General features: G+C 59.9%; 17 protein-coding genes. 6 read left to right on the forward strand and 11 right to left on the reverse strand.

Features of this window, described 5'->3' with window-relative positions:
- Positions 1–17: 17 nt before the first annotated feature.
- The 3 genes from ACSQ36_RS20220 to ACSQ36_RS20230 form a co-directional block, all read right to left on the reverse strand.
- Complete coding sequence (locus tag ACSQ36_RS20220; RefSeq protein WP_436183334.1) at positions 18–755, reverse strand: RES family NAD+ phosphorylase; 738 nt, start codon at positions 753–755, stop codon at positions 18–20.
- Complete coding sequence (locus ACSQ36_RS20225; protein ID WP_436183335.1) at positions 752–1,174, reverse strand: MbcA/ParS/Xre antitoxin family protein; 423 nt, start codon at positions 1,172–1,174, stop codon at positions 752–754. The genes ACSQ36_RS20220 and ACSQ36_RS20225 overlap by 4 nt, the downstream gene beginning before the upstream one ends.
- Positions 1,175–1,330: 156 nt before the next feature.
- On the reverse strand, positions 1,331–1,603 hold the full coding sequence (locus ACSQ36_RS20230; RefSeq protein WP_213768114.1) for a DUF2866 domain-containing protein: 273 nt from the start codon (positions 1,601–1,603) through the stop codon (positions 1,331–1,333).
- Positions 1,604–1,814: 211 nt separating this feature from the next.
- On the opposite strand from ACSQ36_RS20230, the gene ACSQ36_RS20235 reads away from it, so the two are divergent.
- On the forward strand, positions 1,815–2,036 hold the full coding sequence (locus ACSQ36_RS20235; protein WP_436183336.1) for a hypothetical protein: 222 nt from the start codon (positions 1,815–1,817) through the stop codon (positions 2,034–2,036).
- Positions 2,037–2,055: 19 nt separating this feature from the next.
- On the forward strand, positions 2,056–2,418 hold the full coding sequence (locus ACSQ36_RS20240) for a hypothetical protein (RefSeq protein ID WP_436183337.1): 363 nt from the start codon (positions 2,056–2,058) through the stop codon (positions 2,416–2,418).
- Positions 2,419–2,459: 41 nt separating this feature from the next.
- Here ACSQ36_RS20240 and ACSQ36_RS20245 read toward each other — a convergent pair whose 3' ends face one another.
- From ACSQ36_RS20245 to ACSQ36_RS20255, 3 genes are all read right to left on the reverse strand, one after another.
- The gene (locus ACSQ36_RS20245) at positions 2,460–3,248 is read right to left on the reverse strand and encodes an SDR family NAD(P)-dependent oxidoreductase (RefSeq protein WP_436183338.1); all 789 of its coding nucleotides are present in this window, start codon (positions 3,246–3,248) and stop codon (positions 2,460–2,462) included.
- A gap of 218 nt (positions 3,249–3,466) precedes the next feature.
- Positions 3,467–3,622 (reverse strand): DUF3309 family protein, encoded by a 156-nt coding sequence (locus ACSQ36_RS20250; protein ID WP_213768117.1) that lies wholly within the window; start codon positions 3,620–3,622, stop codon positions 3,467–3,469.
- A 319-nt stretch (positions 3,623–3,941) separates the two neighbouring features.
- A complete protein-coding gene (locus ACSQ36_RS20255; RefSeq protein WP_213768118.1) occupies positions 3,942–5,537 on the reverse strand; it encodes an inorganic phosphate transporter in 1,596 nt (531 codons plus the stop codon).
- A gap of 216 nt (positions 5,538–5,753) precedes the next feature.
- Here ACSQ36_RS20255 and ACSQ36_RS20260 point away from each other — a divergent pair, with 216 nt between their 5' ends.
- A complete protein-coding gene (locus ACSQ36_RS20260) occupies positions 5,754–7,187 on the forward strand; it encodes a CHAD domain-containing protein (RefSeq protein ID WP_436183339.1) in 1,434 nt (477 codons plus the stop codon).
- Positions 7,188–7,240: 53 nt separating this feature from the next.
- On the forward strand, positions 7,241–8,083 hold the full coding sequence (locus tag ACSQ36_RS20265) for a TOBE domain-containing protein (protein ID WP_436183340.1): 843 nt from the start codon (positions 7,241–7,243) through the stop codon (positions 8,081–8,083).
- Here the strand turns inward: ACSQ36_RS20265 and ACSQ36_RS20270 are convergent.
- From ACSQ36_RS20270 to ACSQ36_RS20285, 4 genes are all read right to left on the reverse strand, one after another.
- Positions 8,046–8,768 (reverse strand): ATP-binding cassette domain-containing protein, encoded by a 723-nt coding sequence (locus ACSQ36_RS20270; RefSeq protein ID WP_436183341.1) that lies wholly within the window; start codon positions 8,766–8,768, stop codon positions 8,046–8,048. The genes ACSQ36_RS20265 and ACSQ36_RS20270 overlap by 38 nt on opposite strands.
- An 11-nt stretch (positions 8,769–8,779) precedes the next feature.
- Positions 8,780–9,454, reverse strand: a complete 675-nt coding sequence (modB, locus tag ACSQ36_RS20275; RefSeq protein WP_213768122.1) for a molybdate ABC transporter permease subunit — start codon at positions 9,452–9,454, stop codon at positions 8,780–8,782.
- 39 nt (positions 9,455–9,493) lie between these two features.
- The gene (gene modA, locus ACSQ36_RS20280) at positions 9,494–10,234 is read right to left on the reverse strand and encodes a molybdate ABC transporter substrate-binding protein (protein ID WP_436184900.1); all 741 of its coding nucleotides are present in this window, start codon (positions 10,232–10,234) and stop codon (positions 9,494–9,496) included.
- Between the two features lie 1,172 nt (positions 10,235–11,406).
- Positions 11,407–12,102 (reverse strand): phosphatase PAP2 family protein, encoded by a 696-nt coding sequence (locus ACSQ36_RS20285; protein ID WP_213768124.1) that lies wholly within the window; start codon positions 12,100–12,102, stop codon positions 11,407–11,409.
- Between the two features lie 269 nt (positions 12,103–12,371).
- Between ACSQ36_RS20285 and ACSQ36_RS20290 the strand changes: the two genes are divergently transcribed.
- The gene (locus ACSQ36_RS20290; protein WP_213768125.1) at positions 12,372–13,511 is read left to right on the forward strand and encodes an extracellular catalytic domain type 1 short-chain-length polyhydroxyalkanoate depolymerase; all 1,140 of its coding nucleotides are present in this window, start codon (positions 12,372–12,374) and stop codon (positions 13,509–13,511) included.
- 132 nt (positions 13,512–13,643) lie between these two features.
- On the forward strand, positions 13,644–13,817 hold the full coding sequence (locus ACSQ36_RS20295; RefSeq protein ID WP_075645337.1) for a DUF3563 family protein: 174 nt from the start codon (positions 13,644–13,646) through the stop codon (positions 13,815–13,817).
- A 163-nt stretch (positions 13,818–13,980) separates the two neighbouring features.
- On the opposite strand, the gene ACSQ36_RS20300 is transcribed toward ACSQ36_RS20295, so the two are convergent.
- On the reverse strand, positions 13,981–14,400 hold the full coding sequence (locus tag ACSQ36_RS20300; protein WP_213768127.1) for an organic hydroperoxide resistance protein: 420 nt from the start codon (positions 14,398–14,400) through the stop codon (positions 13,981–13,983).
- Positions 14,401–14,494 lie beyond the last annotated feature (94 nt).

The raw sequence follows: 14,494 nt of genomic DNA on the forward strand, positions 1-14,494 counted from the left end.
CGGCTTGATTGCCCGGCCTAACCGACCTTGCTCATTTCGAAGACGTTGGTCACGGTCTCGCCATTCCATTCGTATTCCAGATAAGCAGCGTGATGGCAATCACGCAGCAACGTAGTGCGGAAAGCGGCGAGGCATTCGCCGCCGTGATCCCGCACCGACGGATACGCGATGCCCGGCGCGCCCGCTTCCCGCGCAGCCCGTCCCAACGCCTGCCCCGCGACGTAACTGGATGGCGAAAGAATCGCGGGATCGAGCGCCGCTTGTTCCAGCCGGCCTTTGCACAGATCGATGACATCGCCGTGCGCCAGCACGGTGTAGAGCCGCATCTGCTGACGCAACGGCGCTTGTTTCGTCTCCGCGAGAAACAGCGCGGAGTGGTAACGCGTTTCCTCAATGGCCGAGCGCCGGTCGCGCGCGCAATAAAACACGCCGTAGCTGCCATCGGAGAATCGGCTGCCGTTCGGGTTCAGATGGGTGAAGGCGGCCATGATCGGACCGTAACCGGCGCCGAACTGACGCTCGGCGAGCGGCACCAGATCCAGGTCGCCCACTTCCGTGCGCAAGCGGTCATTGGTCATGGCCTCGAGCGCGTAAAGGGCATCGAAATCCTGAGGCGATGCAACGCGATCGAACAGGTTCACGGCAGGAAAACGCGTGGGAATCACGCGATAAGCCGGCGACCAATTGAGGTCAGCGTGCGGCCAGTCAGCGTGCCAGTCGTTTTCAGCTTGCGGCAGATTGGATAGATCGCTCACGCCCAACCGCCTCGCATCGCATCGAGATATTGGCGAACCGCCACGAGATCGCTCACGTTGCCCGCGAGCATGCGGTCAAGCGCGCGCCGTCCACCAAACGGCGGCGCGGTATTCGCGCGCTTGATCCAGCCATCCGCGGCTTCGGCTTGTGGCAACAGGATCTGCAACGCCTTGTAAATGCCGAGAATCAGCGAAAGCCGCTCAAGCGTGTCGCGCCCGAGACGCGCCGTTTGCGGCGTGGCTTTCCACTTGAAGAACGTGGATCGTCCGGGGGAGCCGAGCAGGACGATCTGCTCATCGGCTGACAAGGTCCAGTCGCGCGCGATATTGAAAAATGCACGCAAACCTGCTGCGGACATGTCCGCGATCGACGGCTGTGGCGTAGCAATGGGGCCCGGAACGCGTTGAGCGCGTGGCATATAGATGAGTCTCGTTAAGAACTTGATTCGTATATTAGTCTATTTGTGGACTATATCAAGTTTTAACTGCGACCGGGAGCCGCGCCCCAAGTGTATGTCGGTTCGCAGCGGGGCCAAAAAGCGCCGCTGCTGGTGTTTAGCGTGGTATGGGAAGCGTTATTCCTGGACGTTCCCATCTGAATCTGTCGGACCATAGCGCCGCCCCGACACGTGCGCGCGCAATACTTCTGCAATCTCTGATGTAGTGAACTCTGCCGGCACGACGCTGAATTGGCTGCAGGGATCGCTCTTACGCGCCCATTCGACCATTCGATACGCCTTGCCCCACGGTCTTTCCACGGCCTCGGAAAGCCGGCATTCGTGCAGCGGCAGGGCGTGGTCGGTTTTCATCGTGGACTTGATGTTCTGAAACGATGCGCTGGCGGCCATGACGTGTCCTCGCGGTGAAAGCCCTGATTTAAAAGCCGCCGCCGGTGGCGGCGATAAAAGCTGGCGTTTGTAATGTGCCTTCCGACAATTAAGTGCAACTTAAAACCAGACGGGTTTACGTGCACACTGCTCATCGCCGCGCGAATGCTTTTCCGTCGCCCGGCATTACTGTATATTCATACAGGTGAATGCTTTTGCATGGACACGAAACATGAACAGTCATTCCTCTGCTGAAGCCGCTGCGCTCGCCCGTTACGTGCAGGCTACGCGCGCGGTATCGGCCGCTTTTGACGCTACGCGCAGCGAACCGGAACGGGACGCGGACGGCCGCACGGTCGCGCTGGCGCTGCAACGGCTGGACAGCGCGTTGCTTGAACTCGACACATCGCAGCGCTCACTGGACGCTATACTTTTGCGCGCTGGTGGGCACTGAACACTCTGGAGCACTTGCTGTGAGACCTGTTTTATCCACACTTTCTTCGAACGTCGTGCTTGCGCTCCTGGCCGGATTCATGGGTTTGGGCCCGCTCGCCGCCGCTGCGGCACAGCGGTACGTCGAAGTCTGGAATCCGCCCGAAGCGCAAATGCATAAATCGAAGGCCAAACCGCGCTGCGTGCAGTCGGCGCAGGTAAAGAAAAAGCGCAAGAGCGGCCCAGCCGTCAAGCAGGTCGCCGATAAAACCAGCATCGCGCCACCGGCTCTCACGCCTGCCCCGGCGAATCCGGGACACGCGAAAATGGCGCCCAAAGGGACGGACTCAACGCCGCGCCTGCCGCCGCTGATCGGACCGGACGGACGCGTATTGCGCGTGTGATCCTGCGTTCAGGGCATAGATCCAGCGCGGTGTACACCGTTCTAAAAAGCGGACCGCACAACGCCGCCGTCCACCCGCAGCGCAGCGCCATTCGTAGCGGACGACGCTTCCGAGCACACGTACACCACCATATTCGCCACTTCTTCCGTCGTGGCAAAACGCTTCAGCAGCGAACTGGGCCGCGCCGTTTCGAAGAAGCCTTTCTCGAACTCTGCGAACGATTTGTCGCCCATGCCCTTCGCGGCCATTTCGTCGAGACCGTCAGAATGCGTCGGACCGGGTAATACCGCGTTCACCGTCACGCCGGTGCCTGCGCAGTGTTCGGCGAGCCCACGCGACAATCCCAGTTGCGCCGTCTTCGTCACGCCGTAGTGAATCATCTCGACGGGAATCTGTATGCCACTCTCGCTGCTGATGAACACCACGCGGCCCCAGTTCTTCGCTTTCATCTTCGGCAGATAAGCGCGCGCCAGCCGTACGCCTGACATCACGTTGGTATCGAAGAAACGCAACCATTCGTCGTCCGGAATTTCCTCGAACGGCTTTGGATCGAAAATGCCGAGGTTGTTCACGAGCACATCGACAGCCGGATAGCGTGCAACCAGAGAATCGATCTGGCTGGCGTCGGAGAGATCGCCGGCGAAACCTTCCGCATTCGCGCCGGGCACCCGGGCACGTAGTTTCGCCAGGGCTTCATCGACGGATGCCTGTTTGCGCCCGTTCACGATCACACGCGCACCTTCACGCGCCAGTCCGGTGGCAATGGCGAGGCCAATGCCTTTCGTCGATCCCGAGACGAGTGCGAGTTTGCCTTCCAGATGCAGGTCCATGAAATGTGTACTCCTTGATCAGTCAATTTCGAAGAGCGCTCAGAAGCGAATGAAAACCGCCCGCCACAGGGGATGTTCTCCTTCTGGCAGGCGGTAACACAACAGTCTGCAGCAGTTTCACGAAACGCCGCTGCACCTGAGCGCCCTGGCGTTCGCCGTTTATCTTGCATCATCGCCACATAGTGGGGCGGGCGGATGACGCAGCGATTGACTTAAATCTATAGTCGTCCCATGAGCAGCAGCACGATCACAACGATCACGACCACGCCCAGGATCCCACTTGGGCCATACCCCCAGCTACGGCTGTGCGGCCATGAGGGGAAAGCGCCGAGCAGCAGCAGGATCAACACGACAAGCAAGATTGTTCCGATCATTCCACTTCCCCTTAATTATTAAAGTCTGCTGAAGAGTGAATGGCGATGCCGCGTTTGATGCGGCGTGAGTATCGGCGGATTGCTTCTTTACGTGTCCGCTGCGCCAATACCCTCGCGATTACCGCTTTCTTACAGCAAGCGCTGTGCCCGTCGGGAAAAGCATGTGGAGTAAGGCGGGTGGCCGAAGGAGGAACAAACAGCCGTCGGCTATCGGCAAATTCTGCAAGCACGCGAGGGGTTTGAAAAAACCGCTCGCGCTTTAATACGAAGGGGCTTAAAACCGCGTTTGGAAAAGCCCGTCAAGTCTTCCATGTGCCGCTTAGAACAGCCCGCGGAACACCCAGAACAATCCCGCGGCCAGCGCAATCGAAACCGGCAAGGTCAAAATCCAGGCAAGCGCGAGGCTGCGCACGGTGCGCCACTGCAGTCCTGAACCGTTCGCAGCCATAGTCCCCGCGACCCCTGAGGACAGCACGTGGGTCGTACTGACGGGCAAGCCGTAGACGTCTGCCGCGCCAATGGTCACCATCGCGACCAGTTCGGCCGATGCCCCTTGTCCATACGTCAGATGGGTCTTGCCGATCCGTTCGCCCACCGTCACCACGATCCGCTTCCAGCCGACCATCGTGCCCAAGCCGAGCGCCACCGCCACGGCCACTTTCACCCACGTCGGAATGAACTTGGTCGCGTGGTCGAGCTGGCCTTTGAAGTTCTTGAGCACGGCGGCGTCATCGGCGGCGAAAGCAGGGGCGTTTTGCTTGTCCATCAGGCGCAGCGCTTCGGAGGCCACATACATATTGTTGCGCACGTTATTCACGATATTTTGCGGCACAGCCGCCATCGAGGACGCGGGCCCGACTTGTCCGTCGATGATCTCGGTGAGCTGCTCGAGCGCGACAACCGTGTCCGGCGCGACCGTCTTGGTCTGCACGTAGCGCTGCACCGTACCGCGCGGGTCGGCAACGGGGGCGGCGCCGTTGGTGTACTTGCCGAGCACTTCGGAGGCGTGATGTCCGACCGACAGGAAGGTCTGCGTCTCGGCCGGCGTAACGGCCTTGTTCAGCGCGTAGGCGGTCGGCACGGTGCCGATCAGGATCAGCATGATGAGGCCCATGCCTTTCTGGCCATCGTTGGAACCGTGTGCGAACGACACGCCCGTGCAGGTCAGGATCAACAGGCAGCGAATCCAGAACGGCGGCGGCGTGTTTTTCTTCGGCTCTTTATAGAGCGCGGGAACGCGCACCACGAGCTTCATCACGTAGAGCAGCAAACCCGCCAGGATGAAGCCGACCACCGGCGAGAACAGCAGCGACTTGCCCACCGCGAGCGCCTGGCCCCAGTCGACGCCCGATGTTCCCGACGGGCCGTGCATCATCTGGTTCATCAAGCCGACGCCGATCACCGAACCAATCAGCGTATGGGAGCTCGATGAAGGAATGCCCAGCGCCCAGGTGCCGAGATTCCAGATGATCGCGGCGATCAGCAACGCGAAGACCATCGCAAAACCCTGCGATGTCCCCACGCCAAGGATCAGTTCCACCGGCAGCAATTGCAGGATGCCGAACGCCACCGCGCCGCTCGATACCAGCACGCCGAGAAAATTCCACATGCCCGACCAGACGACGGCGAGGTTCGGCGCGAGCGAATTCGTATAGATGACGGTGGCGACGGCGTTTGCCGTATCGTGGAAACCATTTACGAATTCGAACCCAAGCGCGATCATCAAGGCGACGCCGAGCAGGACGTAAGGCAGTATCGAGGACTGTTGGACCGACTCCAGGTCGTGCATCAGGTGCGTCACGCAATAGATAATGCCAACGCCGATCACGACGAGGAATATCGGCATGCTCAGCCTGCGTCCGAGCGAGCGAGGTCCGTTGCTGTCGTTGCTGTCGGGAAGAGTCAAGTCAGGCATGGAACGTCCTTTGGGCTAGAGGCTGCGCGAGTACGGAAGGGAATTCAGGCGTAAGGAAATACCGGCAAGGCGTCGCTTCTGGCGAAATGCGTTGCTCATGGTTGCATAGGCTTTATGTCGGTTTGATGACGCTTGAAACAATGAAATTCGTCTGATCTGACGGTGTGGTTTGCGACTTGCTGCCCGGCAAGGACAGCCGCTCATCATGGGGAAGTTATGTTGCAACTCGTCGAGTTGAGGATGGTTGCTCTGGATGCGCCGAACGGTCCGCCAGCCGAAGCGCTGGCGCGATTGAGCCGGTTCGCAACGGCGCGCCGGACGGATTTCGTGCTGCGATCGCACAAAGCCAGGACGAAGCTGGCTGATTGGGAAGTCGCAATCGAGACTGACGATGACCATCGGGTTTTCGTGGCAAGGCGCCGTGACTGGCCGCTGATCCGGCGAATTGAAACCGAGGCAGGGCCTTTTGACACGCTGCATGCCTGGATCAAGTCGGAGGCAGTGCTAACTGATCTCAAGAACCTTCTCGGCGATACCAGCTTTGCATTGAGCGAAGCCACCGAGACGGCGATCGTCGAGTGGGATACGCCCGGCGAGATGGATACCGGTGTGCACGTGCGCGCCACGCTGCGGCTTGACCCGGATCACCCGGCAATGCTCACGCTAACCGCTGCCCCCGACGCACGCGAGGCGCTGTTCGCGACCGCCCATGAGATCGCGGAGACGCTGTCGTTCCTGATCGTGCCGATCGCTATCGACCGCTCTTCGCGTGAGCCGGTCAGGGCCGGCAAGCTGAAGTTGTCGAAAGACGCCAGTCCGACCGATGCATTCGTCGAGATCGGCAAGTCGGTTGCGGCGCAATGGTTCGGCAACGACGCTGCATCGCGCGGCGGGCTCGAGGTGGAACACGTGCATCAGTTGAGAGTGGCGCAGCGCCGCTTGAAGACGGCGCTCAAGCTTTTCCCCGAATGGATCGACGGCACCTGGACCACCCGGGTCACACCCGATCTGAAATGGTTCGGCGACTTGCTGGGTGATGCCCGCGACTGGGACGTCTTCGCCGACGCTACGCTTGCCGCCTACGCGGCATCGGATGACTCGCAGCATAAGGACACGTGGAAACCGACGCAAAGCGCCGCCGATATCCACCGCATCGCGGCCCGCCAGCGCCTGCAGGACGCGATGAATTCCCCGCGCTACGCTCTTCTCGCGCTGTCGTTTGTCGAGTGGTTCAGCACGCTCGAAGCGCCCCCGAAGCATGCAGACCAGACGCTCGCCGCTTATGCGCAGAAGCGCATCACGAAGCATTATCGGAAGATCGAGCGGGCGCCGGATCTCACCACGCTCGATGCACCCACGCGACACAAAGTGCGGATACACGCCAAGCGCCTGCGTTACGCACTCGAATTTTTCAGCTCGCTGCTGACCCGGAAAACCCGTAAGCAAGTTGAAGACGCATTGGGGAATCTGCAAAGCGTCCTGGGCGATGGCAACGACGCGGCCGTCGCTGCTCAGCGGCTGGCCGATCTGAAAGAAGCCAGCGATTTCCAGAAGGGTTTGGCGAAGGGCTTTGCCGTCAACGCGCAACGGATGAGCGCAATGGAAGGCGAGCGCATTCTGCGCAAGATAAAACCGCCGCGGATCAAGTGAATGCATCGATATAATCTTCCGTACTCTCTTGCCACGCGCCCCGCGCTCGCCCCATGACCGAAGAATCCCGTAGTACACCGCACGATGCTATCGAAGTAGGCGGGTCAGTCTGGCTTCGCAGCGGAGAGGTCACGCTTGGCGGAGCAGCGCGCATCGCGTTGCTCGCGGCCATCCAGCAGACCGGTTCGATCACGGGCGCGGCGAAGGCAGTCGGAATGAGTTACAAAGCGGCGTGGGACGCCATCGACACCATGAACAACCTCGCCGGCACCACGCTCGTCGTCCGTGCCACGGGCGGCAAGGGCGGCGGCGGGACCACGCTGACGGCGCAGGCGCTGAGACTGATCGATACCTATCGGGTTATCGAACGGGAGCATCAGGCGTTTCTCGAACGCGCGGGCGCGGCGATTGAAGGTTTCGCGCAGGACTGGCGGCTTATTGGACGAATCGGTATGAAAACAAGCGCACGCAACCAGCTGTTTGGCACGGTCAGTAAAGTCACGCGCGGTTCCGTCAACGATGAAGTCGAACTCGCGTTGCCCGGCGGCCAATTCATTGTCGCGGTGGTCACGCACGAAAGCACCGCATCCCTCGGTCTCAAGGAAGGCGTTGAGGCGTTTGCGCTTGTGAAGGCGTCGTGGGTAATGCTGATGGTCGATGACGCCGGAGGGTCTTCCGGACCCGTGCGGATCTCGGCGCGAAACCAGTTGCGCGGCAAGGTGTCGAGCGTGACGCCGGGTGCGGTGAACGCGGAGGTTTCTCTCGCACTGGACGACGCTACCACCGTCACGGCAATCATCACCAATGAGAGCGTGACCACGCTCGGCCTCGTGCAAGGTCAGGTTGCCATCGCGGCGTTCAAGGCGTCGAGCGTGATTCTTGGCGTGACGGATTGAGGGTGTCGAGCGCATCGTCCGGCTGCACGATGCCTTCGCGCAAACTCACGACCTGATCGCCGAACATGGCAACGTCGTCTGGATCGTGCGTAATGAGCACCATTGGAATATCCAGGCGGCTTTGAAGATCAGCCAGTTCCTGGCGCATGCGCTGGCGCAAGGTCATGTCGAGCGCTGAAAAAGGCTCGTCGAGCAAGAGCAATTGCGGATGCGGGACCAGTGCGCGCGCCAACGCAACGCGTTGCTTTTGCCCACCCGACAATTGCGCCGGAAACTGCCGGGCAACCTGGGTCAGATCGAACGCGTTCAACCAGTAGTCCACATTGGTGTGCGCAATGTGTTTCGACGGATTCCACCAGCCGCGCTTCAGGCCGAAGGCAATGTTCTGGCGCACGTTCAGGTGCGGGAACAGCGCGTAGTCCTGAAACAGGTACGCGATCCGGCGCGCTTGCGGGCTCAGGTCGATTGCGTTGGCTGTATCCAGCAGCGTGGTTCCATTCAGGACGATTTCGCCTTCATCCGGCTTGATCAGGCCTGCAATGGTTTGCAGCGTCAGGCTTTTGCCTGCGCCCGACGGCCCGAACAGCACGATGCGCTGACTGGTTGAGCGAAACGCGATATCGAGCATGAAATCGCGCTCGGGCGTGATGAAATGCTTGCGCAGGCGGACGGAAAGGGCGGTCATGGCGGTTACGTTTAACGCACCGATGCGGTGGAGCGCTGCGGCAGCAGCCGTCCGGCTGCGAGCAGGATGACCACGCACGTGACCGAGGTCACGATCACGAGGATGTTTGCGGTGCTGTCATCGCCGGCCTGGACTGCGGCATAGACGGCGACCGAGAGCGTCTGGGTCCTGCCCGGCAAGTTCCCCGCGATCATCAGCGTGGCGCCGAACTCCCCCAGCGCACGCGCAAATGCGAGCAGCGCGCCGGCCAGGATGCCGCGGGCGGCGAGCGGCAGCGTCACGCGGAAGAACACGGCGGCTTCGCTGACGCCGAGTGTGCGTGCCGCGCGTTCGAATTGCGGATCGACCGTCTCGAATGCGGTACGCGCCGACTTCAGCACGAGCGGAAACGCGACCACGGCGGACGCGATTACCGCGCCTTGCCAGGTGAATACCAACTGGATGTCGAACTTGTCGAGCCATGCGCCGATCACGCCGCGCCGGCCTAGTAACACGAGCAGGTAATAACCGAGCACGGTCGGTGGCATGACCAGCGGCAGCGTTAGCAACGAGTCGACGAGCTCACGCGCCGACGAACGCCAGCGTGACAAACCGAATGCCACGGCGACGCCGAGCACGACATCGATTGCTGTCGCCCATCCCGCTACTTTCAGCGACAACAGCAATGGAATCCACGCCTGGTCCATGGTTTTGCGTTCTATCTGGGTTCTATCTATATAGCAGCGTTATTTCACTGGCGGTTTGAAGCCGAATTGCGCGAGCGTTTTCTGGCCGTCCGGTGACAATACGTACGCGATGAACTGCTGGGCATCGGCGGCGTGTTTGCTCTGGGCGACCTGGGCGATGGGGTAGGTAATCGATGTTTGTGTCGGCACGTTCAGCGCCACTTTCACGCGATCCGGCATCACGGCGGCGTCGGTGCTGAATACGAAGCCCGCGTCCACTTCGCCGCGCGCCACGTAGTCCAGGCTTTGGCGCACGTTGGCCGCGAGCACGCCCTTGGCGCTGACTGCGTCCCATACGCCGGCTTCCTTCAGCGCGCCTTCCGTATAGCGGCCGACCGGCACCGATGCCGGGTCGCCGTAGGCCACGCGTTTCACGCTGGCGGCCGTGAGATCTTTGACGCTGGCGGGCGCAAACGTGCTGTCTTTCGGGACGATCAGTACGAGCGAGTTCGCGGCAAAGTCGCGACGCGAGTCGGTGTCGATGACCTTTTCGTCGATGGCCTTGTCCATGGCCTTTTGATCGGCGGAGGCGAATACATCGGCGGGAGCGCCTTTCACGATTTGCTGCATCAACACGTCGGAGGCGCCGAAGTTCATCAGGACTTTCGTGCCGGGATGCTGTTTCTCGTAGGCGTCGCCGATGGCTTTGAACGCATTGGTCAGGCTTGCCGCGGCGGAGACGACGATTTCATCGGCGTGGGCGGTGGATTGCAGCGTGAATGTGAAGACAACTGCGATCAGCGAGTGTTTGAGATTGAACACGATGGATAGGTCGAAGGGAATGGAAAGCGTATCGTAATATAGTTGGGGTTATAGCGGGAGGGGGTTTTCGTTCGCACTTGGGGTTTGGGGTGGGGTTGGTCGGTTCTGGGCTAGTGGTTGGGGTCTATGCCGGGGTGGTGCTTTCGGCCGTGGTGGTCTGCCTGACTCGGATATTCTCTTTATCACTATTAGCCACTGTGCGTGGCGGCACGTCATTTCTTTGTCCAAAGCGACAAAGAAACGAAGCAAAGAAAACGCTTTTAAACCACGCTACCCTAAGTGTCCACAGCGTGCAGTTTTCATTCATAGGTGCCCCAAAAGCACGGTGCTCGCCAGAGCGACGGATGTGTGAACCCCTCCTTCTCGCGAATCCTGACATGAACACGCTTCGCCCCGTACGCTCTCGGGCAAGCACAGTTTGCCAAAGGACCTGCACGGCCTCAGGAGGCTTCACTGCTTCATGACTTGCAGGTTGGCGGCGTAGTTAGCGCGGTCGTCTTTGCAGGTTACGGTCGGACGCATATTTACAGCGTCGTTCTTTTTTGATTGCTTGCGTGGCCTGCACCTTATTTTCGCCTACTATGGCCTTGCGCATTTCGATGGCCTCGTTTTTGTGCGAGTTAGTAATATGGTTCGAAGTGCGTACTAATCTGGTGGTGGTTGGTTGTCCGCGGATAGCGCGGGGTGATTGGCGAAGCTGGCCACGGGGGCCCGCCAGCGGAAGCCACTCACCCAACCTACCAAGAAACGAAGCCTTAAATGCGGGTGGGGCCGAGCGGGTTGCCGGGCGAATGGTGCTTGCCCGAGAGCGTACGGGGCGAAGCGTGTTCATGTCAGGATTCGCGAGAAGGAGGGTTTCACACATCGGTGGCTCTGGCGAGCACCGTGCTTTTGGGGCACCTATGAATGAAAACTGCACGCTGTGGACACTTAGGGTAGAGCGGTTAAAGCGTTTTCTTTGCTTCGTTTCTTTGTCGCTTTGGACAAAGAAATGACGTGCCGCCACGCACAGTGGCTAATAGTGATAAAGAGAAAATCCGACTCTCGCAGACCGCTAAGGCTGAAAGCAGCAACCCGGCATAGACCCCGACCACTAACACTGCCAACCCAAACCCCCGCAACCCCCAAACCAAGCGCGAGCGAAAACCCCTTTACGATTCCGACGTCCCCGAAAACCTAACATCGATATGTTGCGCCGGCGGTGCAATGGGCTTGTCATAGCGCCCCGCTTTCCATCGAGCACGAATATAAGGTTGCTCACGGCCTGACAAATGCAGGGCAATATCAGTGATCCAGCGCTGCGAAGGCACCGAAATCCCATAGAGCGTGATGGCCACCATCGCAAGACTCACCACAACCGGCGCCCCTGACAACTTGCCGGGTTCCGCCCGCCACGCGAACACTACGAACACCAGCGCAGCGAGCGCGCCGAGCCCGCATCCTGTCACCACTTCCGACACTGAATGCGCATTCAACAAGATTCGCGACACGCCGACCACAATTCCGATCAACACGCCCACCGACACTCCCGACGCGCGCACCCACCTACGCCCCGGCAAACACGCGACGAACAACGCAACAGGCAACACCGCCGACGACACCATGGCATGACCGCTGATTCCGGTGAAATCCAGATCGCGCACACCGACACCCCATCCTATGAACGCGATTTTCGTCAACGCCACGAGCCCGCTGGCAGCGCCGAGCACACCAAGCCAGCACGCTGCGTAACGCCATGGATAACCAAGCGCCAGCCATGCGGCTACCGCGAGTGCGAGCGGAATCATGACCCCGACGCTGCCGAGCAAAGTAATGGAGAGCCAGAGTGAATGCGGCAAGTCAGGCATGAAGATTGATTCTGCAGAGCAGGGAAAGCCCACAGTATATCTGCCCAAGCGCGCTCCGAAATTTTTAGAGGGAATCTAAAAATAACAATGGATTGAATCAAAGTTCCTGCAACGTACCGTATCAACTGCGTACATGTCGGCAACGTGACGCAATGTGAAATTCAGTGGTACGCGCACGGTCCCGGAATAGATGCTATTGTGCACTGCACAACATTCGTCATTCTCGAACGGGTTTGGCGATCCATTCTTCTGTGCGGACCCTTAATTCGATGCCAAAAAGCCTGACAAAACTCTGGCTACGAGGCTTGAAACGCCTTGTAGCGACTCAGATCGCTCCGCCCCGAGCGCCCAAAACGCGCGCTCCGGCGCGGCCTGTTCGCGCCAAGGCGGCCAAACCGGTCGCGGCGAAACCGAAAATCTCGGCCAAACCACGCGTCACTCGTGAGTCACGGGTGAGGCCACGGGCCTCGGCGTGGGCGGCGGGAAAGTGGAGCCGGTCGTTCCATTCGGCCCCGCCGGCCGCGGGCCGGTTCGTCAATCACCTGGCGTACGCGTTGTATCTGCCGACTGGCGCATCCCTCACGGACATGCCGCTGGTCGTGATGATGCACGGCTGCCAGCAATCGGCCGAAGAGTTTGCGCAGGGCACGCGCATCAATTTGCTGGCGGACCGTTTCGGATTTGCCGTGCTGTACCCCGAGCAATCGAAAACCGCGCACGTGCACCGCTGCTGGCACTGGTACGAAGATTCCGCCAATTCCGGCGGAGGTGAAGCGGCGGCGGTTGTTTCCCTCGTGCGCGAGATTGTTGCGCTTCACCATTTCGACTCCGAACGTATCTATCTGGCCGGTATGTCAGCCGGTGCGGGGCTGGCAGCCATGCTCGCCGTCAAATATCCGTCGCTGTTCGCAGCTGTCGGATTGCACTCAGGCGTGGTTTTCGGCGACGCAAACTCCGCGATTGGTGCAATGGACGCTATGCGGCGCGGCACCCGTAGCGACCCTGTCGGCTTGATCGATGCCGCAGTCGACGTCGCCGATTACCCCGGCATGCCGGCCATCATCGTGCACGGCGAGCTGGATTCGGTCGTATCGAAAATCAATGCCGAGCAACTGACGACGGAATTCCTGCGCCTGAACCGTTTCATCGACGCAAACGGCGCGTGGCGCAACGGCGAACGCCGCGAGGAAACTCAAGCCGACGGCACTGTTGTGACGGACTACGTCAAAGGCGGCCGGCGAGTGATCAAGACGTGCATCGTGCGCGGGTTGGGCCATGCCTGGAGCGGCGGTGACGACACCGTGCAGTTCCATTCGTCCAAAGGCCCGGACGCGTCGGCCATGCTGTGGGAATTCTTCAAATACCAACGCCGCGTGCAATCTGCCGTGCGTGACGAGACCCTGGTTTAGCCCTCAAGTGTTGTAAAAAAGTCTTTCGTATCAACGTGATTCTTTTTTGAGCGCTAGCATTTGCTTAGGGATTACCCTATACTTCGTTCAAAGCACTAGGTAATTACCCTAATCAATCAAGCGAGGTTCACCATGTATCTGCTCAGCCGCCTCTTCCTGTTCCTGACGAAATCCGCCGACCAGCGTGACAAGGAGCGTAACGACGCTTATCTGGCCGAAGCCACTGACATTTACGACCTCGAATACCGCATGCAGAAGCTGGATCGTCGCGCATCGTCGCGTCATCCCTCGTGGCTCGCGCAGTAATTCGTTAGTCAGAGTAGAAGGACAAGCAGGATTCGCCACGCTGAAAACGGCGTTGTCGAAGCAAAAAAATGCCGGCCACGAAGGCCGGCATTTTTGCGTCTGGTGATTGCTGGAGCGACAGGCGCGGACTTTCTATCGCTTAAGTCTCGCCGCGCCTTCGAGCTCAGACCAGCTTGACGCGTACGTCGACGTTATTGCGCGTCGCGTTCGAGTACGGGCACACTTGGTGAGCCGTCTCTACCAGCTTTTGCGCTTCAGCCGCGTCCAGTCCCGGCAGTGAAACCCGCAATTCAACGTCCAGTGCAAAGCCACCCTTGTCGTTCGGGCCCACGCCCACGTCGGCGGTAACTGTGGTGTCGGCGGGAACGGTCTTCTTTTGCTGACCGGCGACAAACTTCATCGCGCTCAGGAAACAGGCCGAATAGCCAGCGGCAAATAGCTGTTCCGGGTTCGTGCCGGCTGCGCCCGAACCGCCTAATTCCTTCGGCGCGCTCAATTTCACATCCAGGTTTTCATCCGACGATACTGCCCGGCCGTCGCGGCCACCCGTGCTCGTTGCGGTTGCTGTGTAAAGGATGCTCATGATGTTCTCCTGTTCAATGGTTGCCGCTCGGCGGCAGAAAGAGGGTACTGCAGGTCTGAATCCGATAACGCGGTGTCAACGGGATTAAATATAT

This window comes from Caballeronia sp. LjRoot34 (assembly GCF_964253815.1).
Lineage (GTDB): Bacteria > Pseudomonadota > Gammaproteobacteria > Burkholderiales > Burkholderiaceae > Caballeronia.

Excerpts from the sequence above, each read along its gene's own strand:
- ACSQ36_RS20225 (WP_436183335.1), bottom strand. The coding sequence starts at position 1,174 with ATGCCACGCGCTCAACGCGTTCCGGGCCCCATTGCTACGCCACAGCCG.
- ACSQ36_RS20230 (WP_213768114.1), bottom strand. The coding sequence starts at position 1,603 with ATGGCCGCCAGCGCATCGTTTCAGAACATCAAGTCCACGATGAAAACC.
- ACSQ36_RS20235 (WP_436183336.1), top strand. The coding sequence starts at position 1,815 with ATGAACAGTCATTCCTCTGCTGAAGCCGCTGCGCTCGCCCGTTACGTG.
- ACSQ36_RS20245 (WP_436183338.1), bottom strand. The coding sequence starts at position 3,248 with ATGGACCTGCATCTGGAAGGCAAACTCGCACTCGTCTCGGGATCGACG.
- ACSQ36_RS20250 (WP_213768117.1), bottom strand. The coding sequence starts at position 3,622 with ATGATCGGAACAATCTTGCTTGTCGTGTTGATCCTGCTGCTGCTCGGC.
- ACSQ36_RS20255 (WP_213768118.1), bottom strand. The coding sequence starts at position 5,537 with ATGCCTGACTTGACTCTTCCCGACAGCAACGACAGCAACGGACCTCGC.
- ACSQ36_RS20260 (WP_436183339.1), top strand. The coding sequence starts at position 5,754 with ATGTTGCAACTCGTCGAGTTGAGGATGGTTGCTCTGGATGCGCCGAAC.
- ACSQ36_RS20265 (WP_436183340.1), top strand. The coding sequence starts at position 7,241 with ATGACCGAAGAATCCCGTAGTACACCGCACGATGCTATCGAAGTAGGC.
- ACSQ36_RS20270 (WP_436183341.1), bottom strand. The coding sequence starts at position 8,768 with ATGACCGCCCTTTCCGTCCGCCTGCGCAAGCATTTCATCACGCCCGAG.
- modB (WP_213768122.1), bottom strand. The coding sequence starts at position 9,454 with ATGGACCAGGCGTGGATTCCATTGCTGTTGTCGCTGAAAGTAGCGGGA.
- ACSQ36_RS20285 (WP_213768124.1), bottom strand. The coding sequence starts at position 12,102 with ATGCCTGACTTGCCGCATTCACTCTGGCTCTCCATTACTTTGCTCGGC.
- ACSQ36_RS20290 (WP_213768125.1), top strand. The coding sequence starts at position 12,372 with ATGCCAAAAAGCCTGACAAAACTCTGGCTACGAGGCTTGAAACGCCTT.
- ACSQ36_RS20295 (WP_075645337.1), top strand. The coding sequence starts at position 13,644 with ATGTATCTGCTCAGCCGCCTCTTCCTGTTCCTGACGAAATCCGCCGAC.
- ACSQ36_RS20300 (WP_213768127.1), bottom strand. The coding sequence starts at position 14,400 with ATGAGCATCCTTTACACAGCAACCGCAACGAGCACGGGTGGCCGCGAC.